Source organism: Deltaproteobacteria bacterium (assembly GCA_016208165.1).
In the GTDB taxonomy this organism is placed as follows: Bacteria; Desulfobacterota; Desulfarculia; order JACQYL01; family JACQYL01; genus JACQYL01.
In genome coordinates this window covers 1-25,493 of record JACQYL010000055.1, presented here as the reverse complement: position 1 = coordinate 25,493, position 25,493 = coordinate 1, and the positions used below count along the sequence as shown (strand labels likewise).

The window sequence follows — 25,493 nt, the reverse complement described above, 5'->3', positions numbered from 1 at the left end:
TCAGTGCGGGCCTGGACCTTCAGGAGGGTGCAACGCTGCTCCAGGGCTGCGCAGCGGACGCTCGGGAGACGCTTCGAAAGAAGATCCTGCAACTTCAGGATAGCATGACGGCGGTCGAGAGATGCCGCAAGCCCGTTATTGCCGCGATTCACGGTCATTGCATCGGAGGGGGGATCGACCTTTCCAGCGCGTGCGATATTCGTATTGCCGCCCAGGAGACCATATTCTCCATAAGGGAGACCAAAATGGCCATGGTCGCGGACCTTGGAACCTTGCAGCGGCTGCCCACGATTATCGGCCAGGGGTGGTTTCGGGAGCTGGCGCTGACGGGGAGGGATTTTTCGGCGGAAGAGGCGTTGCGCATGGGATTCGTGACGCGGATCTGCCCGGACCGGGAGCAACTGTATGCCGAGGCCCGCAAGCTGGCTGACGAGATTGCCGCGAACTCGCCTCTGGCCGTGCAGGGTGCCAAAGACACCATTCTCTATACCCGGGATCACGGCATTGCCGCGGGACTGCAATACGTGGCGCAGAAGAATACGTCTCTGCTGCCCTGCGAGGACCTGGTGGAGGCGTTCCAGGCATTCATGCAAAAACGCCCCCCCCGTTTCAAGGGAAAGTGAGCCTCGAGATCCGCTTTATCCCCTTGCGGCGAATGAGACCTAAAGAGTGGGGAATTTGCGGACAAATGCCGTCAAATTGTACTTTTTCCGCGTGCTTTCAGCGCTGGTCCGCCCGGAGCGTGGAACAGGGGAGAGGCACACGGAAGGCTGAATCCGACATCGGATCTCGGGCTTGCAGTAACGGATCGCAGCACGCAGTGCAGGATGACAGGAATAGGTCATGAGGATACTCGATCGACTGTATAAGAAGGGAAGAAAACAGACGGATGTGGAGGAGATGCTGGGACAAGCCCGAGCCATAGGAAGTCTGGTGGACAAGGTTGTCAATAAAGTCCTCGAGCGGCACTTTGAGACCTTGTTGCAACAATCCATCGTTTATCTGGTAACGGGAGTATGGGGGGCGTCAAAGGAGGGGAAAATCGATCCGATTCAGGAAGAGATTCACCGCGAGGTGGAAACAAGTCTGACGGAAATCCTGGCAGCCCTGGATCTCGATCGACTGAGGGAGGCTCAGAAATATTCGATCCTTTTCGTGATTCGCGAACTCATTGTTTCGCGGATCGGATACGCCCTCGAGAGGTTCAAGAGCTCAGCCGGAGGAGGACCCGACGAGAGCGCCTCCATGCTGGACGAGATCAAGCCCTTGGGCGAGGCGTGAGTCTCAATCATATAACCTCACCTGCAGGCGGGGTTTCCCAGGTCCATGTAACCGTCATTTCACTTGAGGATCAGTTCATCGAGCTTGCGTTTGGGTACGTGGTGCACGCTGTTCGCATCCCTCCAATATCGGATGCTCCCGCCCGGCTCAACGTCGTCCAGTAGGCACTTTTCAGCGGGTTTTCCCAGCGCCAGGACGAGACGGATCATCAGTCTTTCCGGAATCTTCAGTTCTGTTCGGAGCTTTTCTTTGTTGATGGCGCCGAGCATGCATCCTCCCAGTCCTCGTTCAACAGCGCCTAGGAGCATGGTTTGGGCGGCAATACCGTCGTCGCACCACCAGTTCTCGGTGATGTCCTGATCTACGAGCATCACGATATAGGCTGACGGGCGTTCCCCGGACGAGGGTCCGGGCCAGTCCTTGAGATAAGCGGCCCACGCCAGACAGCCGAAAATGCGTGCATTGGTCTCGGGATCCGCAGAGAGTATGTATTTGAGCGGCTGGAGGTTTGCCGCCGAGGCAGTGCAGCGGGCAAGCCCGACCAGCTCTACGAGCGTTTCTCGTGTAACCTTGTAGGATTCGTCAAAACGCCTATAGCTTCTGTTTCGAAGGACCAACTCTTTCAAATCCATCGCCTTCCTCCTTTTTAGGAATCGCGGACGATCGTCTTCTCACACGCTGAATCGGCTGAAATCACCGATATGCTTGAACAGGTCGCTCAGCTGGTTCAGCAGATTGAGCCGATTGTAACGCAGTTGTTCGTTGTCCACCATAACCAGCACCGTGTCAAAGAAACGATCGATGGTTCCTTTCAGGCCGAAAATGATATCCAGGCTCTGCTTGTATTCGCCTTTGTCCAGAAGTTGGTCCACGGCCAGCTTGGCCTTTAGATAGGCTTCCCACAGGTCCTTCTCGGCCGTATCCTCGAAGAGGGCCGTGTTGACCTGCTCTGTGAGTTTCTGATCTCTTAGGATGTTGACCACGCGTTTGAAAGAGATCGCCAAAGGTTCGAACTCATCACGAGTTCGCCAATCGTTCAGCGCTTCCACGCGTTTGAGCGCTTCCGGGGGACGCTGGAAATGGAGACTCAACACCGCATCGACGACATCGAAGGGGTGCCCCTTGCCGGTAAGCAGATTATGAAACCGTGTACGGAAGAATTCCAAGATCTTGTTCAGGATGTCTCCGGGATCGCCTTCCAAACGGTGACCCAGTAGTTCCAGACTCTTATTCGCCATGGATTTCAGATCGAATGAATAGCTCCGATCCAAGAGAATGTTGATGATGGCCAGGGTGTGCCGGCGGAGCGCGTACGGATCCGCCGCCCCGGTAGGTATGAGTCCGATGCCGAAGCAACCGCAAATGGTGTCCATCCGATCCGCCATACCCACCAAGGCCCCTACTTGGGAAGAAGGCAGCCGGTCTCCTGCAAAGCGGGGCAGGTAGTGTTCGAAAATGGCTTCCGCCACCCCTTCCGGTTCTCCGGCAAGGCGCGCATACACGCGGCCCATGACACCCTGCAGGCTTGGGAACTGGCCCACCATGCCGCTCACCAGATCGGCTTTACACAGGAACGCGGCCCGGTCCACGACGGCAACTTCCTGCGGAGCCGCCGTTTCCGCCATGAAACAGGCCAGCTCGCGAAACCGTTTCATCTTTTGATACGAGGTTCCCAGCTTCTGCTGAAAGAGCACTCCCCTGAGTTCTTCCACGAAGTCATCCATCCGCTTCTTGCAGTCATCCTCGAAGTAGAACCTCGCGTCTTCGAGCCGGGCCTTCAACACCCGCTGGTGACCTTTGGTCACCACGTCCTCGTTCCGCGCCCGGGTGTTATTCACAGCTACGAACAGGGGAAGCAGTTTTCCCGACGGATCCTTAACGGCAAAATACCGCTGGTGCTCGCGCATGGCGGTGATCAGAACCTCGTCGGGCAGCTTCAAAAAGGATTCGTCGAAAGAACCGCAGACCACGGACGGATATTCCACGAGAAAGCTGTTTTCCGTCACAAGTTCGGGATCATCGAGGATGGCGCCTCCTCGTTCCTGAGCCACGCGCCGAATCTCGGCAAGCATAAGGTTTTTCCGCTCTTCCGGATCGATAATCACGTGTGCGTTTCTCAGCCGCTGCAGGTAGTCGGCATAATCTTTAACCACGACGGGATCAGGCGCCAGAAACCGATGTCCGCAAGTGGCGTTGCCGGAAATCACAGCGTCGAGTTCAAAGGGTATGATTTCACCCTCCAGCAAAGCGAGGAACCAGTGGATCGGTCTAGCGAAGGGAATGGGAACCGATGCCCATCGCATGGATTTGGGAAATGGAATATTGGCGATCCATCCGGGCAGAAGATCCTTTAAGATGTCGAAGGTCGGCTTACCGGGGATGTTCTTCGTCAATGCCAAGCACTTGCCTCGGCCCGTATCCACCAGTTTGAGATCAGTCACGTCGATGGAATGTGCTCGGGCGAAACCGTGAGCGGCCTTGGTCGGGGAACCCGTTTGATCGAAGGCCGCTCTTTCGGGAGGGCCGATCACCTGCTGTTCCCGGTCCTTCTGTCGGAGAAGAAGGCCGGACACCACCAGCATCAGTCTCCGCGGTGTGGCCATGGCCCGTATGCCGTCGAATGAAAGATGTTCAGCTTCCAGCCGATCCGCCATACTCGTTTTCATGGTCTCGGCAGTGGGCGGCAAGAAACGGGCGGGAATCTCTTCGGTTCCGATTTCGAGTAAGAATTCTCCGGTCACGATGCGCTACCTCCCGAAGTCAACAAAGGGTGGCTCATCTCTTTGCGTTGTTCAGCAAAAGAGGAACAACATCCCCGGGCCAAATCGCGCACGCGACCGATATAGCCCGTACGCTCCGTCACGCTGATGGCGCCCCGCGCCTCGAGCAGATTGAACGTATGGGAACATTTAAGGCAGTAGTCGTAAGCTGGGAGAATGAGATTTCTCTCCAACATGAGTTTGCTTTCCGTCTCGTAAAGGTTGAAAAGCTTGATGAGCATGTCGACATCCGCCGCCTCGAAGTTATATATCGAATGCTCGACTTCACCCTGATGATGCACCTGACCGTAGGTGACTTTGTCGTTCCATCGCAGGTCGTATACGCTGTCCGCCTGCTGCAGGTACATGGCAATGCGTTCCAATCCGTAGGTGAGCTCCACGGGGATCGGGCTCAACTCGATACCGCCCACCTGCTGGAAATAGGTGAATTGGGTGATTTCCATGCCGTCCAGCCACACTTCCCAACCAAGACCCCAGGCCCCCACCGTGGGTGACTCCCAGTCGTCTTCAACAAACCGGATGTCATGGTCCAAAGGATCGATGCCCAGTCTGCGCAGACTGGACAGATAGAGTTCCTGAACGTCCAGAGGAGACGGTTTGAGAATGACCTGATACTGATAATAGTGCTGCAGGCGGTTGGGGTTCTCTCCGTAACGCCCGTCCGTGGGGCGTCGGGAGGGCTCTACATAGGCTGCATTCCACGGTTCCGGGCCCAGTACCCGGAGGGTGGTAGCGGGATTGAAGGTGCCTGCCCCCACTTCCATGTCATAGGGCTGGAGTATCAAACAGCCGTAGTCGGCCCAAAACCGCTCCAGGGTGAGAATCACGTCTTGAAAATTCATCGGTTTTCCTTTTCTTCCAATCGATCGATGTAGTTCATGGTCCGGAGCTGTTTGTGCAACAACCCGATCAAAAAGTCACGTAATACTTTTCCGGCTTCACGGACGTTCAAAGAGGTGAGGTTCAACCTCGGAAGCGTTTCCAGCGGACGCGATTGAATATATCGTAGAGCCCTTATCGTTCCGGGAGAAAGACGCCGTTTTTCCGTTGGAGAGCACCGGTCGCAGACGATGCCTCCGTTCGCCGCGCTGAAGCCCGCTGATTGCGCGCCCGACAAGGCTTTCCCGCAACCCGTGCATTTTTCGAGCTCCAACTGATAGCCAAGAAGGCTCGAAGCCCTGACCTCGAAAATCCGTGCAACCTGGTTTTCGGGTTTGCGGGAGTTGAGCCATTGCAGGGCCGTGTCCAGCAAGTGAAAAAGCGCCGGATTGGGGTCGCCTGCTGCCGTAAGTCGGAACACCACGTCCACTAGGTAGGCTGCATAGGCCAGTGTCTTTTCCTGATCCCGGATCGCGGGGTACGAGTCGATCAGGTCGCACCGTTCGAGTCGTACCAGCTCGGAGTCACGACGGGCCACGTAAGAGAACCGGGATTTACAGAAAAGGTCCAGACAGTTGGCAAAACGCTTCCGACTTCTCCTGGCCCCGAAGGCAACGCCGGCCGTCTTGCCGCTGTCCGGACTGTAGAAGGTGACGATTCGGTCCGATTCGCGATAATCCTTTTCGTGCAGAACAATGCCGACGGTATCTCTGGGCAGCATCTCATATGAACCATGATGCGTTGGAAATCTCGAAGCGCTCGGGGTGCTCGCCGACCTCCTGGAAGCTTCAAGTCCGACTTTTTTTCATGAGGGCGCCGGTATCCGGTCGCCCGAAAAGGCGGGGGAAAGGCTCAAAGCATAATCTTGACGAAATATTTCTCGCGGAGCTTTTTAAGCCACTCCTCTTTCTCGGCGTTTCGCTTCTCGTCGGTCAGTATGCGGGCAATCTTGTCTTTGGCTTCCTCCAAGGTGGATTCCCCCGGCATTTCGTGCTCCACCATCAGGACGATTTGAAACCAATCTTCACTACCTCGCTCCACCTCCAAGAGGGGAGATACGTCTCCGTCTTTCATGGAATCGAGTACTTGCTGCAGCTTCGGATCCAGTAGCTCCCAGTCGATCCAGGAAGCGTCTCCGCCCGAGAGCGCGTTAGGCCCCTCCGAATGCTGGATCGCCATCATCTCGAAAGAAGCTCCGCCGTGGATCCGATCCAGGACGTCCTGCGCTCTTCTTTTGTTATTTTCGTAGGAGTCGTTGTCTCCGTTCCCTGTGTTTGCGCGAATCCATATGTTTTTCAGGTGGACCCGGTTCTTCCTGACGAAATCCGACTTGTGCTGCTCGTAGTATTTCTCGATTTCATCCTGTGAGACAACAACGTGCTTCTCTATCCGGTTCAACAGGATCTGGACCTTTGTTTTCGTGCGGAGCATATCCCTGTATTTTTCCAAGGTCAGGCCTTGCCGTTCCAGCCAGGTTTTCATTTCTTCCTCGCTCAGGCCGTTCTGCTCCCGCCATTCGCCGATCCTTTTGTCTATGTCCTCTTCCGGAAGTTGAATGCCTTGGCGGTCGATCTCTTTTTGAAGCAGTTTTTCAGTGATCAGAGAATCGAGGTATTTGGTTTTGAGCGATAGAAGTTCTTCTTTCAGCTGGGGACCCCTATACATCTTCGTCATCCGTTCCTCTTCCGGTCCGGTCAGCTTTTCGAGCTCGTTCAACGTGATGATGTCGTCTCCGACGAGGGCGACGATTCGATTGACGAGGTCGGCGCTTTGTGCTGGAGCCCAACCGGACAGCATAAAAGCCAGCAATGCAATGATCCACTTCATAGGAGTATCCTGTGGTAACTATTCAAATGTTCACACAAACCGATTGGTTAGGAGGCTAACACGCTAGATGATCTCTTGCAAGACTTTTTTGGCCTCTTGTATTACATCAATGTTTTTTCCGAACGCCTTGTAAAATAAACGTCCTTCAGGAGCTAATCTCGCCAGTTTCGAATGCTTTTTCACAAAGTTCAACAACCCGTCCACAACCACACCGCCGTCCGGATCGAACGAGAAAATCATCTGCCCGCCTTTCCAGTCCAGACGTTGCATTCGCGCACGCCTCATCTGGTTCCGAATCTCGAACGTTTCCAGGAGGTTTTTGGCCTCTTCCGGAAGAGGGCCAAAACGGTCCCGCAATTCGGACCTGATGTCGGCCAGTTGTTGCCCTTCCGTCAGGGAAGAAAGCCGTTTGTACAGCGAGAGACGTTCACTGATGCTGCTAATGTACGTCTCGGGAAGGAAAGCCGGAAGGGAGAGATGGATCTCCGGGTCGATCTCTTCAGGCGTAGGGCTCCCTTTCAGCTCGCTGATGGCATTCTGCATGAACTCGAGGTACATCTCATATCCCACCGCTGCGATATGCCCCGATTGAGAAGCGCCCAGGATCTCTCCTCCGCCTCGAATCTGGAGGTCGTGAAAGGCGATCTTGAACCCCGATCCCAACTCTGTAAAGTCCGTAAGAACCTTTAAGCGTTTTTGCGCCTCCGGAGTCATGGCGTTTTCGCTGGGCACGAGCAGATAGGCGTATGCCCGGTCTTTGCTGCGCCCGGCGCGGCCGCGGAGCTGGTATATCTGAGCGAGGCCGAAACGTTCCGCGTGATTGATGATGATCGTGTTTGCGGTAGGAATGTCGAGGCCGGATTCGATGATCGTGCTGCACATCAACACGTCCAGCTCCTGCCGCAGAAAAGAGAGCATAACGCGTTCCAGTTGGATGCCTTTTAGTTGCCCATGAGCGATTCCCACCCGCGCCTGTGGAACCAGACCACGGATGTGGGATGCCAGGTTTTCAAGAGACTTGACCTGATTGTGCACAAAAAAGATCTGTCCCCCCCGACGCATTTCTCTCATGATGGCTTCCTTAATCAGGTCATCGTCGTATTTGGCCAGGTAGGTCTTAATGGACAGCCGGTCCCTGGGCGGCGTCTCGATGGTGCTGAGATCGCGGATACCCATGAGGCCCATCTGAAGTGTGCGCGGAATAGGGGTTGCCGTTAGCGTGAGTACATCCACCAGCTTCTTGATCTGCTTGATTTTCTCTTTGTGCGCCACTCCGAAGCGCTGTTCTTCGTCGACAATCAGCAGACCCAGATCGCGAAATACCACGTCTTTCTGCAGCAGTCGGTGCGTCCCGATGATGATGTCCACTCTTCCGGTGGCGAGGCCTTCGATTACCTTCTTTTGTTCCTGCCTGCCTTTGAATCGGCTCAGGGACTCGACCACCACGGGATAAGGTCTGAAGCGATCTGGCTTGGTCCGGTGTTTCTTCGTAAGTAAATGATTCGGCAAAGGCGGCCATGTTTCCGTCGGATCCGGAAAAAGCGAACCCTTTCCGTACATTTCGGGCCGCATAGATTTGCACGAGTTCTCTGGCGATCTGTTCGACCGATTCCTTGACTTTATTCTTGAGCCGGGCCCAGGTCTTCCCGCCGAGACGGTCCAACTTGGGATCATGACCGTCCATGCCGGCATATTTCTGGATGGCTTTGAGGCGGTAGATGGGAATGTAGAGCCGGTCCTGTCCTTCATACTCGATCAACAGGAATTCGCCGAGGTCGCCATCAACGTCCATTTGTACGAGACTCTGATATCGTCCGATTCCGTGTTCCATGTGAACGATCAGGTCGCCCGGCTTCAAGTCTTCGAAAGAACTGACGTAGGCCTCGATGCCGGGTTTTCGCTTGGCTTTTATGGCCTGCCTGGCGCCCAGGAATTCCTCGTCCGTGATCAGCATCAATCGTTCGGACCAGAGTTTGAAGCCCGCAGAGAGACTGCCCACATACAGGCGAACGGCATGTGGGGCCGATCTCCCCCGGAAGGGAGGCTTTTCTCTGATGACCCGCATTTCCGCCTGTGTGAAGAATTCCTGGACCTGCCCCGCTCTTTTTGAGGAGGAGCACGCCCAGACGACATCCATGCCCATTTCGACCCATTGCCGTACCCGGTCCAGCAGAGCCCGTTTTTGCTCCCATTGCTGCTCGAAGGAGTTGGGAATCGATCGGATGTCCAGATTATCTTCACACTGGAATTGATAGAGGGGCATCTCTCGCGAAGGATCTTCGAACAGAAGGGACACCATGCTTATGGATTGGAATCCGGCAGTCTTGGCTCGAATCGAGTCATAAGAGACGTAGGGCAGGAATGCACCCATCTGTTCGAACTTCTCATTACACTCCGTATACGCTCTTCGGGCTTCATCCTGTATCCGACCAGGATCGAGTTCCAGCAACAACGACCCCTTGGGGAGGTAGTCCGTCGGATTCTCGGTAGTTTCATAGAAAAGCGGTAATGTGGCCTGAGCCCCGGAAAAGAGCATGCCTGCGTCCAGATGTTCCTGCAGCCGGAAGGCCGTGTCCGGGCCCGTCGCCAGGTGCAAACGCTCCTTTGCCCTGTGCAGGGTCTCGGGCGTGTTGAACACTTCGGTCACCGGAACAACGATCCATTCTTCCAGTTGATCGAACGATCTTTGGTTCAACACATTGAAAGAACGAATCGAGTCCACGAAATCTCCGTAAAACTCGAGTCGGATAGGGTGCTCCGCCAGAGGCGGATAAAAGTCCAGAATGCCCCCCCGGACGGAAAAATCGCCTCGCTGTTCCACAAGCTGAGTCCGGTAATACCCACCCTGGACAAGGCGATTCACCAGTTGATCCCGGTCCGCTTCCTCACCGGCTACCACGTATTCGAGCTGGCGGTTGAACGTGTCCCTCGGCAGTGTCTTCTGCATCAGTCCCAATGGGGTCGTCACTACTACCGTGGGCGGCTCGTCGGAAAGCAGTGCATACAGAGCTTCAACTCGGCGAGAGGCAACTTCGATGGGTGGAGAGACTTCTTGAAAAGGCAACACTTCGTACGGGGGGAGAAGAAAAACACGGCGCTTTTCGTTGCGTTCCTCGGATGGGATTTCAAGAAAAAAGCGGAGATCGGAAGCCAGCTTTTCCGCTTCATCCAGGTTGGGGCAGACGACCAGAACCGGCTTCTTCAATCTTGTCGCTACGATGGACGCAAAACAGGCTTGAGCCGAGGCGGGCAGCCCGGATACGGTGAGCGAAGGTTCGCCCCGTTTCAGGGCCTGGAAAACGTTACCAAACCCAATGTTGTCCTCATGGAAGTTCATCGCAGATTTGGAAAGGGCAATTATACCAAAGTGATCGGCTTGTCAAACCGTGCTGATTCGCGCATCGGAATTCATTATGAGCTTTCGATGGGCTCGTAATGGTCTGTTCGTCATGATCGTCGTGCTTTTGACTCCGGCGGGCTTGCTCTTTCCTGCTTGCTTTTATCATACCCTTTTGGGCATATTGGGAGGGGAAGGATTCATTGACTTCTTAGGCTAAGCTCCCTTAAAAAACCTCATGGTAATCAAAAAGTATTTCTGGTTGATCAACATGGCTCTGATAGGCTTGCTGGCATGGGCTGCGGCAAACCTTGCGGTTACGATTGCGTCCAACGAACTCAGAAAACGGCCTCGAGGAACGATCGTCGCGGCCGAACCCTCGACCGGAGCCGTGTCCCGTACACCCGATCTTGATTATTTCGACGTCATCGCCAGGAACAACATATTCAACCCCGCCGCGAGCCCAGGGGCTTCCAAGCCCCTTTCAACTTCGGTCGAGCCTGCGGAAGAGACCACGACGCAGGAAGCGGATATCCCAAGAACGGAGCTGAAGCTCACCCTCAGCGGCACGGTGGTGGCTCAATATCCACTTTACTCTTTTGCGGTGATCCGTGACGACCAACAAGCAGGAAAGCAAAAGCTTCTGCAGATCGGCAACACGATACAGGGGGCCGAGATAAAAAGTATACTGTGGAGAAAAGTCATTCTATCGCGAAACGGACGTGAAGAAATACTCGTCATGAAGGAGCCTGAGGGCGGGAAGTCTTCGCCAACAAGCCGGCGAGTCGAAGAAAGTACGGAATCCATCGCCGTGCGCAAGGTAGATGATGAAAACTACGTTGTGGATCGGGACGAGTTTGAAAAGATGATCTCCAATGTCAATCAGTTTATGACGCAACTGCGCGTGCGCCCCTATTTCATCAATGGAAACCCCGCCGGATATATGGTCAGCGACATTCGCAAAGGAAGCGTAATCGATGAACTCGGCATCCAAAACGGCGATATTCTCAAGAGCGTCAACGGCGCACCGATTACTCGCCCGGAGCAGGCCTTCGCTGCGTACCAGCAACTCAATCAAGAGGCGGAACTCACTCTCGAGATTCAGCGCAACCTCCAAACGCATGTGCTGAACTATCAGATTAGATAAAGACCCTGCGCGGACCGACCGCGCTGGGAATTTCTATTTTCCCAATTAATCCAATTTGCCGTATCTCACAGCGTACAATGTGTAAGTTTCGGCAGGGTTCGCATTTGACTCGGAACCCCCGTTAAGATATTGTCGAACTTGTTCGGAAAAGGCGAATTGACCGACTTCTGCGAAAACGGAACGATTATGATTCGACTGCGATGGCGCGCTTTGACCACGGCTTGTGTTCTTTTTCTGCTTTGGAGTGTAGTATGGACATCTCACGTTACGGCGGAAGAGGACAAATCTGAGGGCGGTCCTCCGCTTGTGGCTATGGAATTTGATGATGTTGACATCAGGGTATTCATCAAATTCATCAGCACGCTTACTGGAAAGAATTTCGTTTTGGACAATGATGTGAAGGGGACGATAAACTTAGTATCCCCTTCGAGAGTCTCTCCGGAAGAAGCCTACCGAGTGTTCGAGTCCGTGCTGGAAGTCTACGGTTTTACCACCATACCGTCAGGCCCAATCGTGAAAATCGTGCCCTTGCGCACCGCCAAGGACCGGGGTGTGGAGACACTGGTTGCTCCCGGCATGCCTTTGGCCGGACCCCAGGACAACATGGTGACCCAGATCATTCCTTTGAAACATGCCAATGCGGACGACTTGCAGAAGGTTCTGACGCCGCTGGTATCCAAGACCAGTGTCATTGCGGCCGATTCGAAGTCCAACACCCTGATCGTTACGGACGTGCATTCAAACATCCGGCGCTTGATGGAGATTCTCCGCGAGATCGACGTATCGGGAGTTGAAAACACGACCAGTGTGATCGAACTCGAGCACGCCTCAGCCGAGGATCTTGCGGACAAATTGCGGCTGCTGATGGAAGGCGAGCGTAAGACCCGACCGGCAGGCAAACAGGGAGAGGAGGAGGTATTCAAGGTTCTGGCCGTTGATCGGATCAACGCCCTGGTAGTGTTTGCCAACAAGGATGATACCGAGGAGATCAAAAGACTGGTGGCCCGTCTGGATCGGCCTACTCCGTCCGGTAAAGACAACATTCACGTCCTATATCTGAAGAACGCGGTGGCCGAGGACATCGCCAACGTGTTGACGCAATTTCGCGATCAGGCAAAAACCGCGGGTGCAGGCCAGGCGACCGGAGATCGCCCAAAGGCTCCCACGATTTCCGCCGACGTAGTGATCAGCCCGGATAAGGCGACCAACTCTCTTGTGATCCGTTCATCTCCCCAGGAATTTAAAGAACTTACCAGGATTATCGAAAAGCTGGATATACAGAGGGCGATGGTCTACGTGGAAGGTCTTGTCATGGAAGTGAATACGGACAAGGCGCTGCGTTTGGGAGTCGAATGGCATGCGGGCAACGACTTCGATAACCAGTCGGCCTTCTGGTTTGGCGGCAACACGGCAGGATCGGCGGGCGCGCTGGGAACTATTTTCAGCGGGCTGCAGAGCAGCACGCCGGTGTTTGCTCTTCCGGGGGGGCTGGCGCTCGGGGTGATCGGCCGGCAGCTCACCTACGGGGGGATTAGCTTTCCCTCTTACTCGGCGCTGATCAACGCAATTAAATCAGATACGGATTTCAACATATTGTCCACGCCGCAGATCTTGACCACGGACAATGAAGAAGCCGAAGTGCGCGTTGCCCAGAACATTCCCTATCAAACTCGGCTGGATCAGGGTACCGAAGTGACCTCGAGGGCCATCAGCACCTTCGAGTACAAGGACGTAGGTGTCAATCTCAAGGTGACCCCCCAGATCAACCAGGATCGGTTCGTCCGCATGCAGATCGAGCAGGAAGTTCGCAGCGTGGTTAGGGATTCGACTGTTGACTCGGCGGGCAATGTGATCCTGGCTCCGGTCACCAACGTCCGATCCGCCAAGACGACGGTTATCGTCAAAGACGGAGAGACCGTTGTGCTCGGGGGATTGATTCAGGACACCGAGCGAGGCGACGAAACGCGGGTCCCATGCCTCGGAAGCATCCCGGTCATCGGGTGGGCGTTTAAAACCACTTCGCAGAGACGTGAAAAGATCAATCTTCTGGTATTCCTTACACCGCACATCATAGAGAACACGGAGGAGGCCCGCGCCGTCTACCAGCAAAAGGAGCGGGAGATCAAAGACAGCCTGATTCGCCAGAAGGCCCTTCAAGGTCCAGGTGCCAAGCTGCTCAACGACGAGAAACCGCGTGGAGCCCTTCCTGAAACGCCGGACTCTTCAGAATCGGGGAATACGGAAACTCCTTCGGGGACTCCGGAGTAACAGAAAGCCCAATGGCTAGAAAAAACGCCAAAAACAACACTTCCGATCATCAACAAGCGACCTCCGACATGACTCCTTCCACGTTTCTCAGCCCGGTCCTTCGAAACCGACTGCTCCATTCGGCGGGTATCGATGAAGAAAAGCTCGATCAAATGCTGCAAGGCGAAGGGAGCTTGGTCGAGCAGCTGGTGAGTCGGCGTATGGTGGATGAAGAGGAGCTGTTGCGGCTCATTTCCGATACGTTGGGGTACCCCTATCGCCCCGAGTTGGAAACAACCCTGGACCGATCCCATGTCGCCGACATTTCACTGGGCTATCTCAAACGAAACCTCCTGGCTCCCCTCTCCATACATGACGGAGTCCTGAGCGTAGCCACGTCGGATCCGGGTAATGTATTGTCTGTGGATGATCTGGCCCACAATCTGGGATGTAACCGGGTTGAAGTACAGCTCGGTCCCCGCCGTGAGGTCCTGAAGGTCATTCATGGATTGATGCACCAGGATGAAGAATCCACCCGCCAGTTCGTGGAAGATCTGGACGACAGGACGGAAGGCGCCAAGATACTGGAAGAACTCGGACAGGTGGAGGACCTGCTGGATTCTACCAGTGAAGCCCCAGTGATCCGCTTGGTGAACATGCTTTTCACCGAAGCAGTGAAACGTCGCGCCAGTGATATACACATCGAGCCGTACCAGAACGACTTCAAGGTTCGCTATCGTGTGGACGGTATGCTCTATGAATCGTTGGAACTTCCCCGCCGTCTTCACTCGTCGGTCATCAGCCGACTAAAAGTTCTTGCGGACTTGAACATAGCCGAAAAACGGTTGCCCCAGGACGGACGTATCCAAATCAGAATGGGGGACCGGGAAATCGATATACGGGTTTCCGTTATTCCGACCCTGTTCGGCGAGCGAGCCGTTCTTCGGTTGCTGGACAAAAAAGGCGCGGTTCTCAGGCTGGCGGAACTCGGGTTTTCTCCGGAAGCCTACGATACGTTCGAACGACTGATCCGAAAAGCGCATGGGATCATTCTGGTAACCGGTCCCACCGGGAGCGGCAAGACCACCACACTCTACGCCGCACTCAGTCGGATCAACACCAGGGAAAAGAACATTATTACGGTGGAAGATCCCATCGAGTATCAGTTGCCCGGCATAGGGCAGATTCAGGTGGTTCCGAAAATCGGATTAACTTTTGGCGCAGGTCTCAGGTCCATATTGAGGCATGACCCGGACGTCATCATGATCGGCGAGATCAGGGATTTCGAAACCGCCGAGATCGCCATCCAGGCATCCCTCACCGGGCATCTGGTTTTCAGCACGCTTCATACGAACGATTCGGCGAGCGCCATGACCCGCCTGTGCGACATGGGAATCGAACCGTTTCTGATTACATCGTCCGTGGTGGGTGTTATGGCCCAGCGGCTGGTGCGAAACATTTGTCCTCACTGCAAATCGACCGATCAACCGACACCGGAACTTAGGCGGGAACTCGGATTGAGCGATTCGAAGGGCGGAAACCTGGAAGTGTACAGAGGAAAGGGGTGCGAGGGGTGTTTCAACACGGGGTACTACGGACGGACCTGCATCAACGAAATTCTAGTCCTCGACGACTCTCTGCGCCGTCTGGTTCTTCGGGGAAGCGACGCTACGGAGATCAAGCAGCAGGCGGTTTCCAACGGCATGATCACCTTGCGACAGGACGGTATTCGGAAAGTGCTGCGGGGGGTCACGACGGTTGAAGAGGTTTTACGGGTAACCCAGGACTAGATGCATGGCCCCTGTCTACGAGTATGTATCCCTGAACGAAGTCGGCAAAAGGGTCAAAGGTATACTTGACGCGGAAAGTCCGAGCGCCGTTCGGCAAAAATTGAGGGCTCGGGGTCTCCGAATCTTAGAAGTGATGGAGGTGGCTGAGAAGCGCTCTTCCGGGTGGAGGTTCGAGACGCTGTGGCCCCGAATGAGTTCGAGGGACGTTGGTTTGCTCCTCCGGCGTTTTGCTACCCTTTTAGACTCCGGCCTTCCCCTGGTGGAGTGCATTGAAGCATTACTCGAACAGACGGGCAAACCGGTAACGCAGAAGGTGCTCGGAAATCTTCGGGAGCGGGTGCTCGAGGGGGAACCGTTGTGGCAAGCCATGGCGCGGCACCCGAGGATCTTCACGGAGCTGCAGGTGAACATGATCCGAGCCGGTGAGTCCAGCGGGAGCCTGGACATTGTCCTTCTGCGTCTTGCGGATCTGATGGAAGCACGGTTGGATTTGCAGAATAGGGTCCGGGCCGCGCTGGCGTACCCCTCGTTCATGCTTGTGGTCGGCACGGGAGTACTTTTCTTCCTGATCTCGTTTGTCATTCCACAGATCACCAGCCTGTTTAGAGAAACGGGGCAACAGCTTCCATGGCCCACTACCTTTCTGATTCACGTCAGCTCGTGGATGCAGCGATTCTGGTGGGTCGGTATGGCGGTAGTCGTGGCGGGTCTGGTGCTCTGGAAACGGTTTGTGCGTACGCACAGAGGCAAACGCTTCAAGGCACGCCTGCTCCTCCGGCTTCCGGTGGCCAGGACCTTTATCACGCGGCTGGTGGTCGCGCGTTTTGCCCGCACCCTGGGGGCGTTGCTTTCGGCAGGCATGCCGCTTTTGACTGCCCTTGGTACGTCGAGAACCGTGTTGGGAAACGCCGTATTCTCGGATGCGGTCGAGGAGGTGGAAAAAGAGGTGGGGGAAGGGAAGTCCCTGAACGAAACCTTGAAGGCCGTCGGCGTTTTTCCGGCGATGGCCGTCCACATGGTGCATTCCGGTGAAAAGAGCGGAAAGCTGGAAGACATGCTGATCAAAGTGGCCGATACCTACGAGAAGGAGGTATCGACGAGCCTGACCATTATCATGTCGCTGCTGGAGCCGGTGATGATCCTGGGAATGGCGATGGCGGTGGGCTTTATCGTGGTGGCGGTTCTGCTGCCTATCTTCGAAATGACCCAGGGGATCCGGTAGGTGGACGGAGGCTGTGGAGAGGGAGCGTCCTTCGGTTGGTTTCGTAATCACGGCAGGACCCCCGTGGCTTTGGATTGGGCAACATTAGGAACACCGCGCGGCCGCGCTCGGTTTTTGCCGGACGATGTCAGGCTGACCGTCCGACGATGACGACCCGCACCGGGCAAGGCCCATGAATTTGACCGTTCGATCATGGACAGGGCCGTTGCCCATGGGTAACCGCATCCATGTATGTTGCTCAAGACGGATCGGAGTACTTAAATGTATAGGTTCACGAAAAAGAGCAGGACTCAATCTGGATTCACCCTTATCGAGTTGCTGGTGGTGGTTATCATCCTGGGTGTGCTGGCCGGCCTGATCATACCGCGTATCATGGGCAGGCCGGAGGAGGCCCGGAGAACCAAAGCCAGGCTCCAGATCGAAAGCCTGGAAAACGCTCTCAAACTGTTCTATCTGGACAACGGATTCTACCCTCAAACGGAACAGGGCTTGGAAGCGCTGATAAAGAACCCTGAGACGGGCCGGCGAATCGCCAAGTGGCGGGAAGGAGGCTACCTCGAGAAGGGAGTCGTACCGAAAGACCCCTGGGGTGGCGAATTCCGATATTTGAGTCCCGGAGTCCACAACACCGACTATGACCTGTGGTCCACCGGGCCGGACGGCGAAAACGGCGGCGAAGACAGAGATAAAGACGTCACAAACTGGGATGAAGAGAGCTAGACCTCAAAGCGGTTTCTCGTTTTTGGAACTGGCGCTGGTAGTCTTCATACTCTCCTTGATGGCCGTGGTGAGCCTTCCCAGGCTGGGAGACTTTCTTTGGTCCGGTCGAATGGACGCAGCCATCAAGGACATTACCCGCACGCTCACTTACGCACGGAGTTCAGCCGCAACCTCCGCCGGTGTTCTCTATCTGCACATGGATATGGCCGAACGAACATATTGGGTGAGTCGGGACCCTTCGAAAGAAAGTAAGCCCGAGCGCCGAGAAGATCTGGCGGAACTGCATCGTCTGCCGGATTCGATTCGCTTCCGGGACGTGATCACAGCCGGGAGGGGCCGCGTGACGGAAGGCCGGACTACCATACGATTCGCGGCCAACGGCGCCGTCGAGACGGCGGACATACATCTGACGGAGTCGACAGACCGGGATTACACCATATCGGTTCGGCCGCTGACGGGAAACGTTAAAGTAGAGGACAGCTACGTTGTTCAAAAAGACCTCGGGTAGTCGGGGTTTTACCCTTTTGGAAGTGATGGTCGCCCTGGCGGTGCTTGCCATTGCACTGACGGCCGTTGTCAAGAATCAGGGAGACGCTGCGGACGCCCTCGGCGAGGCTCGGCTTCGCCTTAGAGCCGCCTGGTTGGCTCAGGACAAAATGGCGGAACTGCAGACCTCGGGCATCGAGAGCGAGGCTCTGCCTGAAGGGGAGTTCGAGAAGGAAGACGCAGGCTTTCGATGGAAAGCGTTCGTATCGGTTCCCCCGGGTTTCCCAATGGTGGAAAAGGTGGCGGTGCGGGTATTTTGGGGCCTCGAGGATTCGGAACGTTACGTCGAATTGGTGGGATTCCACTAGTATCCGGATGGAACAAACCGCATATACATCAGACGCGCGCTGCGGCCGCTCGGCAGGGAAAGGAAAGAGCACGGGGCAGGGCCTTGCATGCCAGGCCGAACCGAATACGACCCAAACGCGTTCCAAGCGTTTGATGCGGCTCCGCCTTGCCGGGAGGCGGTTTTCCGCAGACGGCCTGACCTTGCTCGAGGTACTGGTGGCCCTGGCCATACTGTCTATCGTGCTCAGCATAACCTATGCTACATTTTCCGCGACCACCGGACATATCGGTGCGGCTCGGCGAAGCTCGGACGCTTTTCAGACGGCGCGAATCATCATGGAGAGGGTTTGCATGGATCTGTCTTCCGCGGTGGTATGCAAAACAGATTGCAAAGACGCCCTTGAAAAGAAAGTGGTGAGACCTTTTGTCTGTTCGGGGCGGGTAGGGGAAAAGCAGTCCTTTTCCTCTCTCTCGTTCTCCTCGACATCCCATCTCGCTCTCACCGGTGAAACCGAAGGATTGGACCTCACCCGAATTGAATACCGCATCGAGGAAGAAGACGGGGCGATGGGATTGACGCTGCTGAGGAAGGACGACCCGTTTCCGGGAACGTTTCGCGACGACGAGAATCGGTTTATGGTGGTCGGAGAACGATTGGGGCGAATGGAACTCGTGTTTTTTGACTCGGAGGGCCGGGAGCATCTGTCATGGGATTCGACGGACGCGTCCTTCGAGGGCGTTCTCCCCACAAGGGTGGAATTGAAGTTTACCGTTTTGGACAGTGATGAAAACGAGCATTCGTTCACATCGGGATGGACTTTGCCGCCTTCGTCCTCCTGATTTATCCGGCGAGCGAGGCGTCGCACTGGTCATCGTGCTTCTGATCGTGGCCATTCTGGTGTCTCTGGTAACTCATTTTACCTATGGAGCCCGAGTGGAACTGGCCCTTGCGGGCCAGACCCTGGACCTGATGAATGCGGACCACCTCTTGCTGAGCGGATACCAACTGGGGGTTCAGGTGCTCCAGCGGGATTCCAATGAATATGACGCCTCCACGGAACTGTGGGGAAGGACCGATCTGCTGGCGGCGGGGGTTTCCATGTTATCCGAAACCGGAACCGTTTTGGGCGAAATTACGGATGAAGACGCGAAGATCAATCTGAATATGCTGGTGGATGATCTCGGGAAGATACAGGAATACGAAGAGGAACAGTTGAGGCGTTTGTTTGACATATTGGAGTTGGATCAGGCCCCGGTCGAGACCCTGTTCGATTGGCTGGACGGGGATGACCTGGTCCGGCCCGGAGGCGCCGAGTCCCTGTATTATAATCGCGAAAAACCCCCGTATGCCTGCGCAAACGGTCCCCTGGAGACGCTGAACCAGCTTAGGCTGGTCAAAGGATGGACGCACGAACTCCTCTTCGGCACGGATCAGAAAAAAGGACTGATGCCTTTTCTCACGCTTCACAACGATGGAAGAATCAACATCAATACGGCGTCCGCCGAAGTATTACGAAGCTTGGACGACGCCATCGATGGAGCCTTGGCCCTGGAAATCGTCTCCTTTCGCGAATCGGAACCATTCAAAACAAAGCGGGACCTGAAAAACGTTCCCGGGATGACCGATCAGCTGTACGCCCGGATTCTGAGCAGGATTACAGTGCAAAGCAATCATTTCTCGATAAGAATCAGGGCCGGCCAGGGAACCGCAAACGTGAACCTGTCCGCAGTGGTCAAACGTTCGGGAGGTCTAGTGGCGCCCGTCTACTGGAGACTCGGATCATGAAGTCTCTTTTCGGTCCATCGGAAATCGCAGGTATTGAATTGACCCGGAAAGAGGTTCGAGCCGTGACGTTGTCCGTGACGGTTCGAGGCTTCCAGGTTACCGGATTGTATCGTATACCCTTCGACTCGGATGCATCGGTGGCGTTCCCGGACCGTGTCGCATCAGCCCTCGAAGTTCTGAGTCGTTCGTGGGCTTCGGCTCCGGAATGGATTGCAAGCGCTCTCGACGGCCATCAGGTGGTGGCGCGGAGATTATCCATTCCGAATGTAAAGCTGGAAGCAGGAAGCCCACTGATCAAGTTCGAAATGGAACCCCATCTCTCCTTCGAGGTTGAAGACGCCCTTGTGACGTTTCTGCCGAGAGAACTCAAGGGTGCGAGGAAAGAAGTGGTAGCCTTTGCAGCTCGAAAACATGAACTGAAGGCGCATCTGGAACTACTCGCCAAGGCGTCCATGGAGCCGAGATGTGTTGGAGCGGGCAACCTTGGGGCTTATCTGTGTTATCGTGTCTGCGGCAGCGTCCCGGAGGATGACGCAGACAAAACAATCGCACTGATGAACCTTGACGGGGGGGAAATGCATCTCACCGTCTTTGACGGTCGGGGCCCTCTTCTCGTTCGTTCCGTTGATTTGGGAATCTCCGACGAACGACCGGATGCCGAGGAGAGGGATCTGAATCCCGAGGACACTCCGCCGGAGGGGCGCTCCGTGTCTAAGTCGTTCGGCGATCCACACAGGATGGCCCGGGAAATCACCCGTGAATTGGAATTGAGTTGCTTCCAGTTGAAGCTCAGACCCAATGAAGTGATCCTCACCGGCCAGGGAAGCGCACGATCGGGACTGCAGGAGGCTCTGTCGGCGAGTCTGGACGTGCCCTGCCGGGTCTGGGATCCATTGGAAGCCCTCCCGAGTCGTCTAGATCCCCAAGGGGCTCGAGATGGCTTAGCCTTCGCGTCCGTGCTGGGTATTACGCTCTCCGCTTTGGGGCCGGAAGGAAAGCGGCCGGATTTTCTTGTGGAGGAGTTTACGTTCAAAAGGCCTTTGGCTCAGATCCGGGGTAAACTGATCTACCTGGCCTCCGTGGCCGCCCTGATCTTAATCGTCACGGCGACGGGGTTTTTTTATCGATTGCAGGACCGGGAGCAGGAACTGAGATCCATTAAACAGGACATTCGCCGAGTGTACACGGACACGTTTCCGGACTCAAAAGTCATCGTGAACGAGTTGGAGCAAATGCGAACCGCGATTCAGTCCACCCGTGAGTCCTTGAGCACATTGGGGTTTCGCAAAGGGCGGGTACGCACCCTGGACCTTTTGGCGGCATTGAGTGAAAGGATTCCCAAAGATTCCGGCGTCCGGATGATTGACCTCGTCGTCGATCCTGAAATGGTACGCCTTTCCGGGGAAGCGGGTACGTTTGAAGCGGTGGACGCGCTGAAGGATCGTTTATCGGGTGTTCCCGGAGCTGCGGAGGTGAAAGTGGAAGAGGCCAACCTGAGCAGCTTCGAAAAGAAGATCGAATTCAGCATCAGTATCCATCGTCAACGATAGTGGAGGTCGGGTTGCGAATCGGCCGACGGGAAAAAATCTGGATTGGCGTCGGATGCGCCGTGGTGGTGGTCATGCTGGCCTATGGTGGCGTCATCTATCCGACTTTTCAGCGGATGGAACAAGCGGACCGAACGATTAAGAGCCAGAAAGTTTCACTGGAACAGATTCGGACGTTACGTGAGGAATGGCTTCAGATCCAGGCGGATCGAGACGTTATGCGTGGACAGCTCGAGAATCGGGGGGCGGAGTTCTCGATGTTCCGCTATCTCGAGGGCATCGCCCGTCAGGCCGGCGTCGAGTCCCAGATTCAGTATATGAGACCTTTGCCCTCGAACGACCCGACTTCGGATGGCGGACTCGTGCGCAAGGGGCTCGAGGTAAGGCTCGCCGGAGTTGGCCTGGACTCGCTTGTGCGATACCTGTACCTGATCGAGTACTCGGATAAACTGCTATCCGTCGAATCCATTCATGCAAAAGCCGTGTACACCAGTCCCGATCTCATCAATGTTACTTTTCGGGTGTTCACCCTGGAGAAGGCCTGATCGAGCACCATGAAACGGAAAAAGTGGTTATTAATAACCGTGACGGGATTGTTTGGTCTGGCTTTCTTTGCCTGGTGCGTCTACCTGCAATTCCCCTATGATGAATTGGCTCGCAATCTGCTGGCAAAACAGAAGCGCGGCTCTTCCATCGAGGTCCGGATCGGGAGTGCAAAAGCATCTCTGTTTCCTATAAACTTTTCCCTCTCCAACGTCGAACTGAGCGCCCCGCAGTCGGGTATAGTATGTTCCCTGGCGTCTTTCCCCCATCTTTCATTGAACGTCGGGATCCCCGGACTGATTTTCGGATCCGTGCGAACACGCTACCGGACGAACGCGTACGGAGGGGTGGTTCAAGGCAGCGTGGAAATGAACCGGAGTCGGCGATTTCAATTGTTCACATCCATCGAGCAAATGGATCTTTCGTTGTGGGAGCCCGACCCGGCATGCGCTTTGTTAAAGATCACCGGGATTTTGCAGGGGGACATCTCCTATGCATGCAACGTGGATAGGCCCAACGAGGCTTCCGGTAAGGCTGAATTTTCTTTGGCATCCGGGGGCGTCGAAGGATTGAAACGGTTTTTGTTGTCTATCGACAAGATCACGGTAGAGCATATGCACGCGCGTGCAGAGTTGGAAAAGGGCCGATTGAGGTTGCAGGAATTCAGGCTGGAAGCTAAAGAGCTCTCGGCGTCCATAACCGGAGACATCGTTCCGGCGCCGCGGATAGGCGACAGCCGACTCAATTTGACCGTTGAGGCCGCCATCGACCCGGTCGTCCGCGAACAACAGCACATCCCTTTCGACCGCCTGAACCTGAAACTGAAAGGAACGCCCTTGAGGCCGCAGGTGCGTTTTATCAAGTGATACGGCCGTTGTCGCGGTCCGAGCACGTGAGTCTCTCTCCTTTCACCTCGACTCCGGAAAGATCCCGCTTCGAGAATGGCCCGATTCAGAAAGGGACGGACAACATGAGCCCGATCCATCGCCTCTCCCGTAACGGCAGCTCCGGGCCGATTTCCGATTCCTGCCAGACGTTCCGGACGAATTCGTGTTGGTTTCTTGCGTTGATTTTGTGGGCGTGGTTGACGGCGTTGTAGATATTTCCGCCGTAAAAGCCAAGTCCGATCAATGTCATGAATCCGCCGATCACATGCAGGTCGTTGTCAAAGGCCTCCTAGGCCGAAAAAGCGAATAGGCCGTTCAGGAGAAAAGCGAGACCGGCGTCCTTATACTGCTCGCAGTAAACCTGACCCAGGCCGGGTACAAGTCCCGAAAGCACTCCGGACGCCACGGGCGATTTCATCGGCAACTCCTCCGCGTCGGCCAGGTTCTGCACAATCCGTTCAGCCGCTTCCTGAAAAGCGCCTTCCCGCGCCAGCTTCTCGAATTGGTCACGGCTCTCTTTCCACGAACTCATGTTCATGTAAAGCCAGGCCAGATCCAACCGAGCCGTTGTCGTGAGATCTTCGAAGCCGCCCTGTTGCAGCATTCTGGAGTAGATCGTAGCCGCGACGTCGTTGTCTCCCAACAGAGCATAGCATCTTGCAGCCATGATGGCGGCTTCATAGCCGATGCGGGACCTTGGAAAGTCCACCGCAAGTGCGTGGAATTCCGTTAGGGCCCGCCGGTAGTCCCCTTTCCAAAAGAGGCAGCGCGCCTTACCTCTTCGAGCCTCCCACACTCTTGCATCTTCTGGAAAACGCGTCAGAAAACGTTCGTACTCGAGCAGGGCGAGGTCATAGTCGTCTTTTTCATACAGATGGTCGGCGAAAGAGAGCACTTCCTCCGGCGAATAGGAGGGATCCGAGCGGGCGGGGGCAGGAACCTGCAGAACCAGGCATAAAGATACCAGGATAAGCCCACATCGGCGAAAGCGGATACTGCTCAATTTCATGAGAGGCGCTCCTGTTTTCGGTGCACGTTCATAGACACCATGGGAGGGACTAGGGCAGCAGAGCTTCGGCGATCGATTCGGCCTCTGCCGGGGTGATTCGATCTTCGCGCTCGTTCCACCAGAAATCGTTGTACCGTACCGGATCGTAGATACACTGGACCTGACCGTTGCGGGAGATGGGAATCCCCTGGTCCATTTCGCCGGCTTCGTGAATCAATCGATCGATCGCCATAAACCAGCCCAGTACGGCCCCATGTCTCCGCATCGCCTCCATGGCGTAGGAGGAACAACTGGGGCACATGGGGCATTTGTGGATCATAAAAGGAGACAACGCGTCACGATAGAAGTGAACGACCGGAATCAGGGTAACCGAAGCCACCCAGCCGGATTTCCCGGCTTCCTCGCCCGCGTCGGCCCGAATCCACGGGCAAAGACAAACAAAGGCAACCACGAAAGCAACGGTGCGTCGTTGCATCCTCATACCCCGATTTTGCGTTCAATGGAGCTTGAATGGAAACGCCCGCTACAATACTCGGCGCCTGCGCACGGATGTGGCGGCCGCCATCATCACGGCTGAGGGTGACCGTGCGTTACCGGAATGACGGAGAAAACGTATCGTTTTCGAAGCCTGCGCCATGAATGAACCCACGGCAGGCGTTTCCGGTGTCAGGTGAAACGATGATGAAGGTATTTCTACATGATTGTGCTCCCCGCGTCAAACGAGCAGGCGATGTGTTTTTTTCGAAACAATCAGTTTGCCGGGGCGCCGCGGTGAGTTATGAAGGGAACAGCGTGTTATGTCAGTATTGACATAACACGCTGATTTTATTATAAAAATTTGCTTTCCCGCCGGGCGGCTGCTATAATGACCCCCACACCATAGCAGAAAAGGGGAAAGCGATGACGCAAATCCTAAGGATTAACATGCAAAACCTATCAGCCAAGATGGAACCCGTCCCGGACGATTTCAAACTGTTGGGTGGGAGAGGCTTCACTTCCATGTTCTTATCCAAGGAAGTGGACCCTCTTTGCGACCCGCTCGGTGCGAACAACAAACTCGTGTTCGCTCCGGGTCTATTGGGCGCTACTTCGGCGCCGACGTCGGGACGGCTGTCCTTTGGAGGTAAGAGCCCGCTGACCGGTGGTATCAAGGAATCCAACGCGGGGGGACAGGCCGGTCAATATCTGGCCCGCCTGGGCATTCAAGCCGTGGTCGTTGATGGGGCCGCCAAGCCCGGCAAATGGTATACCGTCGTCATCAAAAAGGACGGAGTCAAAATCGAAGACGCGAGCCGGCTTGCGGGAAAGAACAACTACGAAGCCGTGGAGAAATTACAGGAAGCCTATGGCGACAAGACCGCGGTGATCAGCATTGGAAAAGCCGGCGAAATGCTGCTCTCGGCAGCGAGCATTGCGGTGACCGATCAGGAAAACAGGCCCACCCGCCATGCGGGACGCGGCGGATTGGGCGCTGTAATGGGTTCGAAGGGCATCAAGGCTTTCGTCGTGGACCCGGCAGGCGCGAATCAAGCGCCTTTGGTCGATGCTGAAGCATTCAAAACCGCGCAACGCAACTTCCTGGAATCGCTTAAAAAGCATCCTGTTACCAGCGAAGGCCTCCCCACTTATGGCACCAATGTTCTCACCAACGTGCTGA

At 55.4% G+C, this 25,493-nt stretch carries 25 protein-coding genes and 1 pseudogene; 16 read left to right on the top strand and 10 right to left on the bottom strand.

The window, feature by feature from the left end:
- Both HY788_12320 and HY788_12315 read left to right on the top strand, forming a co-directional pair.
- Positions 1–623, top strand: a 623-nt coding sequence (locus tag HY788_12320; protein ID MBI4774942.1) for an enoyl-CoA hydratase/isomerase family protein, incomplete at its 5' end; no start/stop codon positions are given.
- Positions 624–843: 220 nt separating this feature from the next.
- Positions 844–1,281, top strand: a complete 438-nt coding sequence (locus HY788_12315) for a hypothetical protein (GenBank protein ID MBI4774941.1) — start codon at positions 844–846, stop codon at positions 1,279–1,281.
- A gap of 59 nt (positions 1,282–1,340) precedes the next feature.
- On the opposite strand, the gene HY788_12310 is transcribed toward HY788_12315, so the two are convergent.
- From HY788_12310 to HY788_12280, 7 genes are all read right to left on the bottom strand, one after another.
- Positions 1,341–1,913, bottom strand: coding sequence for a nitroreductase family protein (locus HY788_12310; protein ID MBI4774940.1), 573 nt, complete (start codon positions 1,911–1,913; stop codon positions 1,341–1,343).
- 39 nt (positions 1,914–1,952) lie between these two features.
- Positions 1,953–4,022, bottom strand: a complete 2,070-nt coding sequence (locus HY788_12305) for a glycine--tRNA ligase subunit beta (protein ID MBI4774939.1) — start codon at positions 4,020–4,022, stop codon at positions 1,953–1,955.
- Positions 4,019–4,903: a glycine--tRNA ligase subunit alpha gene (locus tag HY788_12300; GenBank protein MBI4774938.1), complete on the bottom strand. Its 885-nt coding sequence runs from the start codon at positions 4,901–4,903 to the stop codon at positions 4,019–4,021. The genes HY788_12305 and HY788_12300 overlap by 4 nt, the downstream gene beginning before the upstream one ends.
- Positions 4,900–5,661: a DNA repair protein RecO gene (gene recO, locus HY788_12295; GenBank protein MBI4774937.1), complete on the bottom strand. Its 762-nt coding sequence runs from the start codon at positions 5,659–5,661 to the stop codon at positions 4,900–4,902. Before recO ends, HY788_12300 begins: the two co-directional genes overlap by 4 nt.
- 131 nt (positions 5,662–5,792) lie before the next feature.
- Positions 5,793–6,767, bottom strand: coding sequence for a SurA N-terminal domain-containing protein (locus tag HY788_12290; protein ID MBI4774936.1), 975 nt, complete (start codon positions 6,765–6,767; stop codon positions 5,793–5,795).
- Between the two features lie 63 nt (positions 6,768–6,830).
- Positions 6,831–7,943, bottom strand: a complete 1,113-nt coding sequence (locus tag HY788_12285) for a hypothetical protein (protein MBI4774935.1) — start codon at positions 7,941–7,943, stop codon at positions 6,831–6,833.
- Positions 7,885–10,104: a hypothetical protein gene (locus HY788_12280; GenBank protein MBI4774934.1), complete on the bottom strand. Its 2,220-nt coding sequence runs from the start codon at positions 10,102–10,104 to the stop codon at positions 7,885–7,887. The genes HY788_12285 and HY788_12280 overlap by 59 nt, the downstream gene beginning before the upstream one ends.
- Before the next feature lie 238 nt (positions 10,105–10,342).
- On the opposite strand from HY788_12280, the gene HY788_12275 reads away from it, so the two are divergent.
- The 13 genes and pseudogenes from HY788_12275 (at position 10,343) to gspN (ending at position 22,806) form a co-directional block, all read left to right on the top strand.
- Positions 10,343–11,251 carry a hypothetical protein gene (locus HY788_12275; GenBank protein ID MBI4774933.1) on the top strand — a complete coding sequence of 303 codons (909 nt, stop codon included), beginning with the start codon at positions 10,343–10,345 and terminating at the stop codon, positions 11,249–11,251.
- A gap of 186 nt (positions 11,252–11,437) precedes the next feature.
- Entirely contained in the window at positions 11,438–13,519 is a 2,082-nt protein-coding gene (gene gspD, locus HY788_12270; protein ID MBI4774932.1) for a type II secretion system secretin GspD, read from the top strand.
- 46 nt (positions 13,520–13,565) lie between these two features.
- Positions 13,566–13,655, top strand: a pseudogene (locus tag HY788_12265) (hypothetical protein).
- Positions 13,656–13,719: 64 nt separating this feature from the next.
- Positions 13,720–15,288 (top strand): type II secretion system ATPase GspE, encoded by a 1,569-nt coding sequence (gene gspE, locus HY788_12260; protein ID MBI4774931.1) that lies wholly within the window; start codon positions 13,720–13,722, stop codon positions 15,286–15,288.
- 4 nt (positions 15,289–15,292) lie between these two features.
- Complete coding sequence (locus tag HY788_12255; GenBank protein ID MBI4774930.1) at positions 15,293–16,510, top strand: type II secretion system F family protein; 1,218 nt, start codon at positions 15,293–15,295, stop codon at positions 16,508–16,510.
- A 261-nt stretch (positions 16,511–16,771) separates the two neighbouring features.
- Positions 16,772–17,230, top strand: coding sequence for a type II secretion system major pseudopilin GspG (gene gspG, locus HY788_12250; GenBank protein ID MBI4774929.1), 459 nt, complete (start codon positions 16,772–16,774; stop codon positions 17,228–17,230).
- Entirely contained in the window at positions 17,217–17,738 is a 522-nt protein-coding gene (locus tag HY788_12245; GenBank protein ID MBI4774928.1) for a prepilin-type N-terminal cleavage/methylation domain-containing protein, read from the top strand. Before gspG ends, HY788_12245 begins: the two co-directional genes overlap by 14 nt.
- On the top strand, positions 17,716–18,084 hold the full coding sequence (gene gspI, locus HY788_12240; protein ID MBI4774927.1) for a type II secretion system minor pseudopilin GspI: 369 nt from the start codon (positions 17,716–17,718) through the stop codon (positions 18,082–18,084). Before HY788_12245 ends, gspI begins: the two co-directional genes overlap by 23 nt.
- Before the next feature lie 7 nt (positions 18,085–18,091).
- Complete coding sequence (locus HY788_12235) at positions 18,092–18,904, top strand: prepilin-type N-terminal cleavage/methylation domain-containing protein (GenBank protein ID MBI4774926.1); 813 nt, start codon at positions 18,092–18,094, stop codon at positions 18,902–18,904.
- The gene (gene gspK, locus HY788_12230) at positions 18,849–19,850 is read left to right on the top strand and encodes a type II secretion system minor pseudopilin GspK (protein MBI4774925.1); all 1,002 of its coding nucleotides are present in this window, start codon (positions 18,849–18,851) and stop codon (positions 19,848–19,850) included. Before HY788_12235 ends, gspK begins: the two co-directional genes overlap by 56 nt.
- Positions 19,847–21,400, top strand: a complete 1,554-nt coding sequence (gene pilM, locus HY788_12225) for a pilus assembly protein PilM (GenBank protein MBI4774924.1) — start codon at positions 19,847–19,849, stop codon at positions 21,398–21,400. Before gspK ends, pilM begins: the two co-directional genes overlap by 4 nt.
- 11 nt (positions 21,401–21,411) lie before the next feature.
- Complete coding sequence (locus HY788_12220) at positions 21,412–21,942, top strand: type II secretion system protein M (protein ID MBI4774923.1); 531 nt, start codon at positions 21,412–21,414, stop codon at positions 21,940–21,942.
- 9 nt (positions 21,943–21,951) lie between these two features.
- Positions 21,952–22,806, top strand: coding sequence for a type II secretion system protein GspN (gspN, locus tag HY788_12215; protein ID MBI4774922.1), 855 nt, complete (start codon positions 21,952–21,954; stop codon positions 22,804–22,806).
- 85 nt (positions 22,807–22,891) lie between these two features.
- On the opposite strand, the gene HY788_12210 is transcribed toward gspN, so the two are convergent.
- Genes HY788_12210 through HY788_12200 form a run of 3 tightly spaced genes read right to left on the bottom strand, consistent with a single transcriptional unit; the run spans position 22,892 to position 24,311 of the window.
- Positions 22,892–23,077 carry a hypothetical protein gene (locus HY788_12210; GenBank protein ID MBI4774921.1) on the bottom strand — a complete coding sequence of 62 codons (186 nt, stop codon included), beginning with the start codon at positions 23,075–23,077 and terminating at the stop codon, positions 22,892–22,894.
- Between the two features lie 39 nt (positions 23,078–23,116).
- Positions 23,117–23,836, bottom strand: coding sequence for a tetratricopeptide repeat protein (locus HY788_12205; GenBank protein MBI4774920.1), 720 nt, complete (start codon positions 23,834–23,836; stop codon positions 23,117–23,119).
- A gap of 49 nt (positions 23,837–23,885) precedes the next feature.
- Positions 23,886–24,311 (bottom strand): membrane protein insertion efficiency factor YidD, encoded by a 426-nt coding sequence (locus HY788_12200; protein MBI4774919.1) that lies wholly within the window; start codon positions 24,309–24,311, stop codon positions 23,886–23,888.
- A 425-nt stretch (positions 24,312–24,736) separates the two neighbouring features.
- Here HY788_12200 and HY788_12195 point away from each other — a divergent pair.
- A partial coding sequence (locus tag HY788_12195) for an aldehyde ferredoxin oxidoreductase (GenBank protein MBI4774918.1) occupies positions 24,737–25,493 on the top strand: 757 nt, incomplete at its 3' end.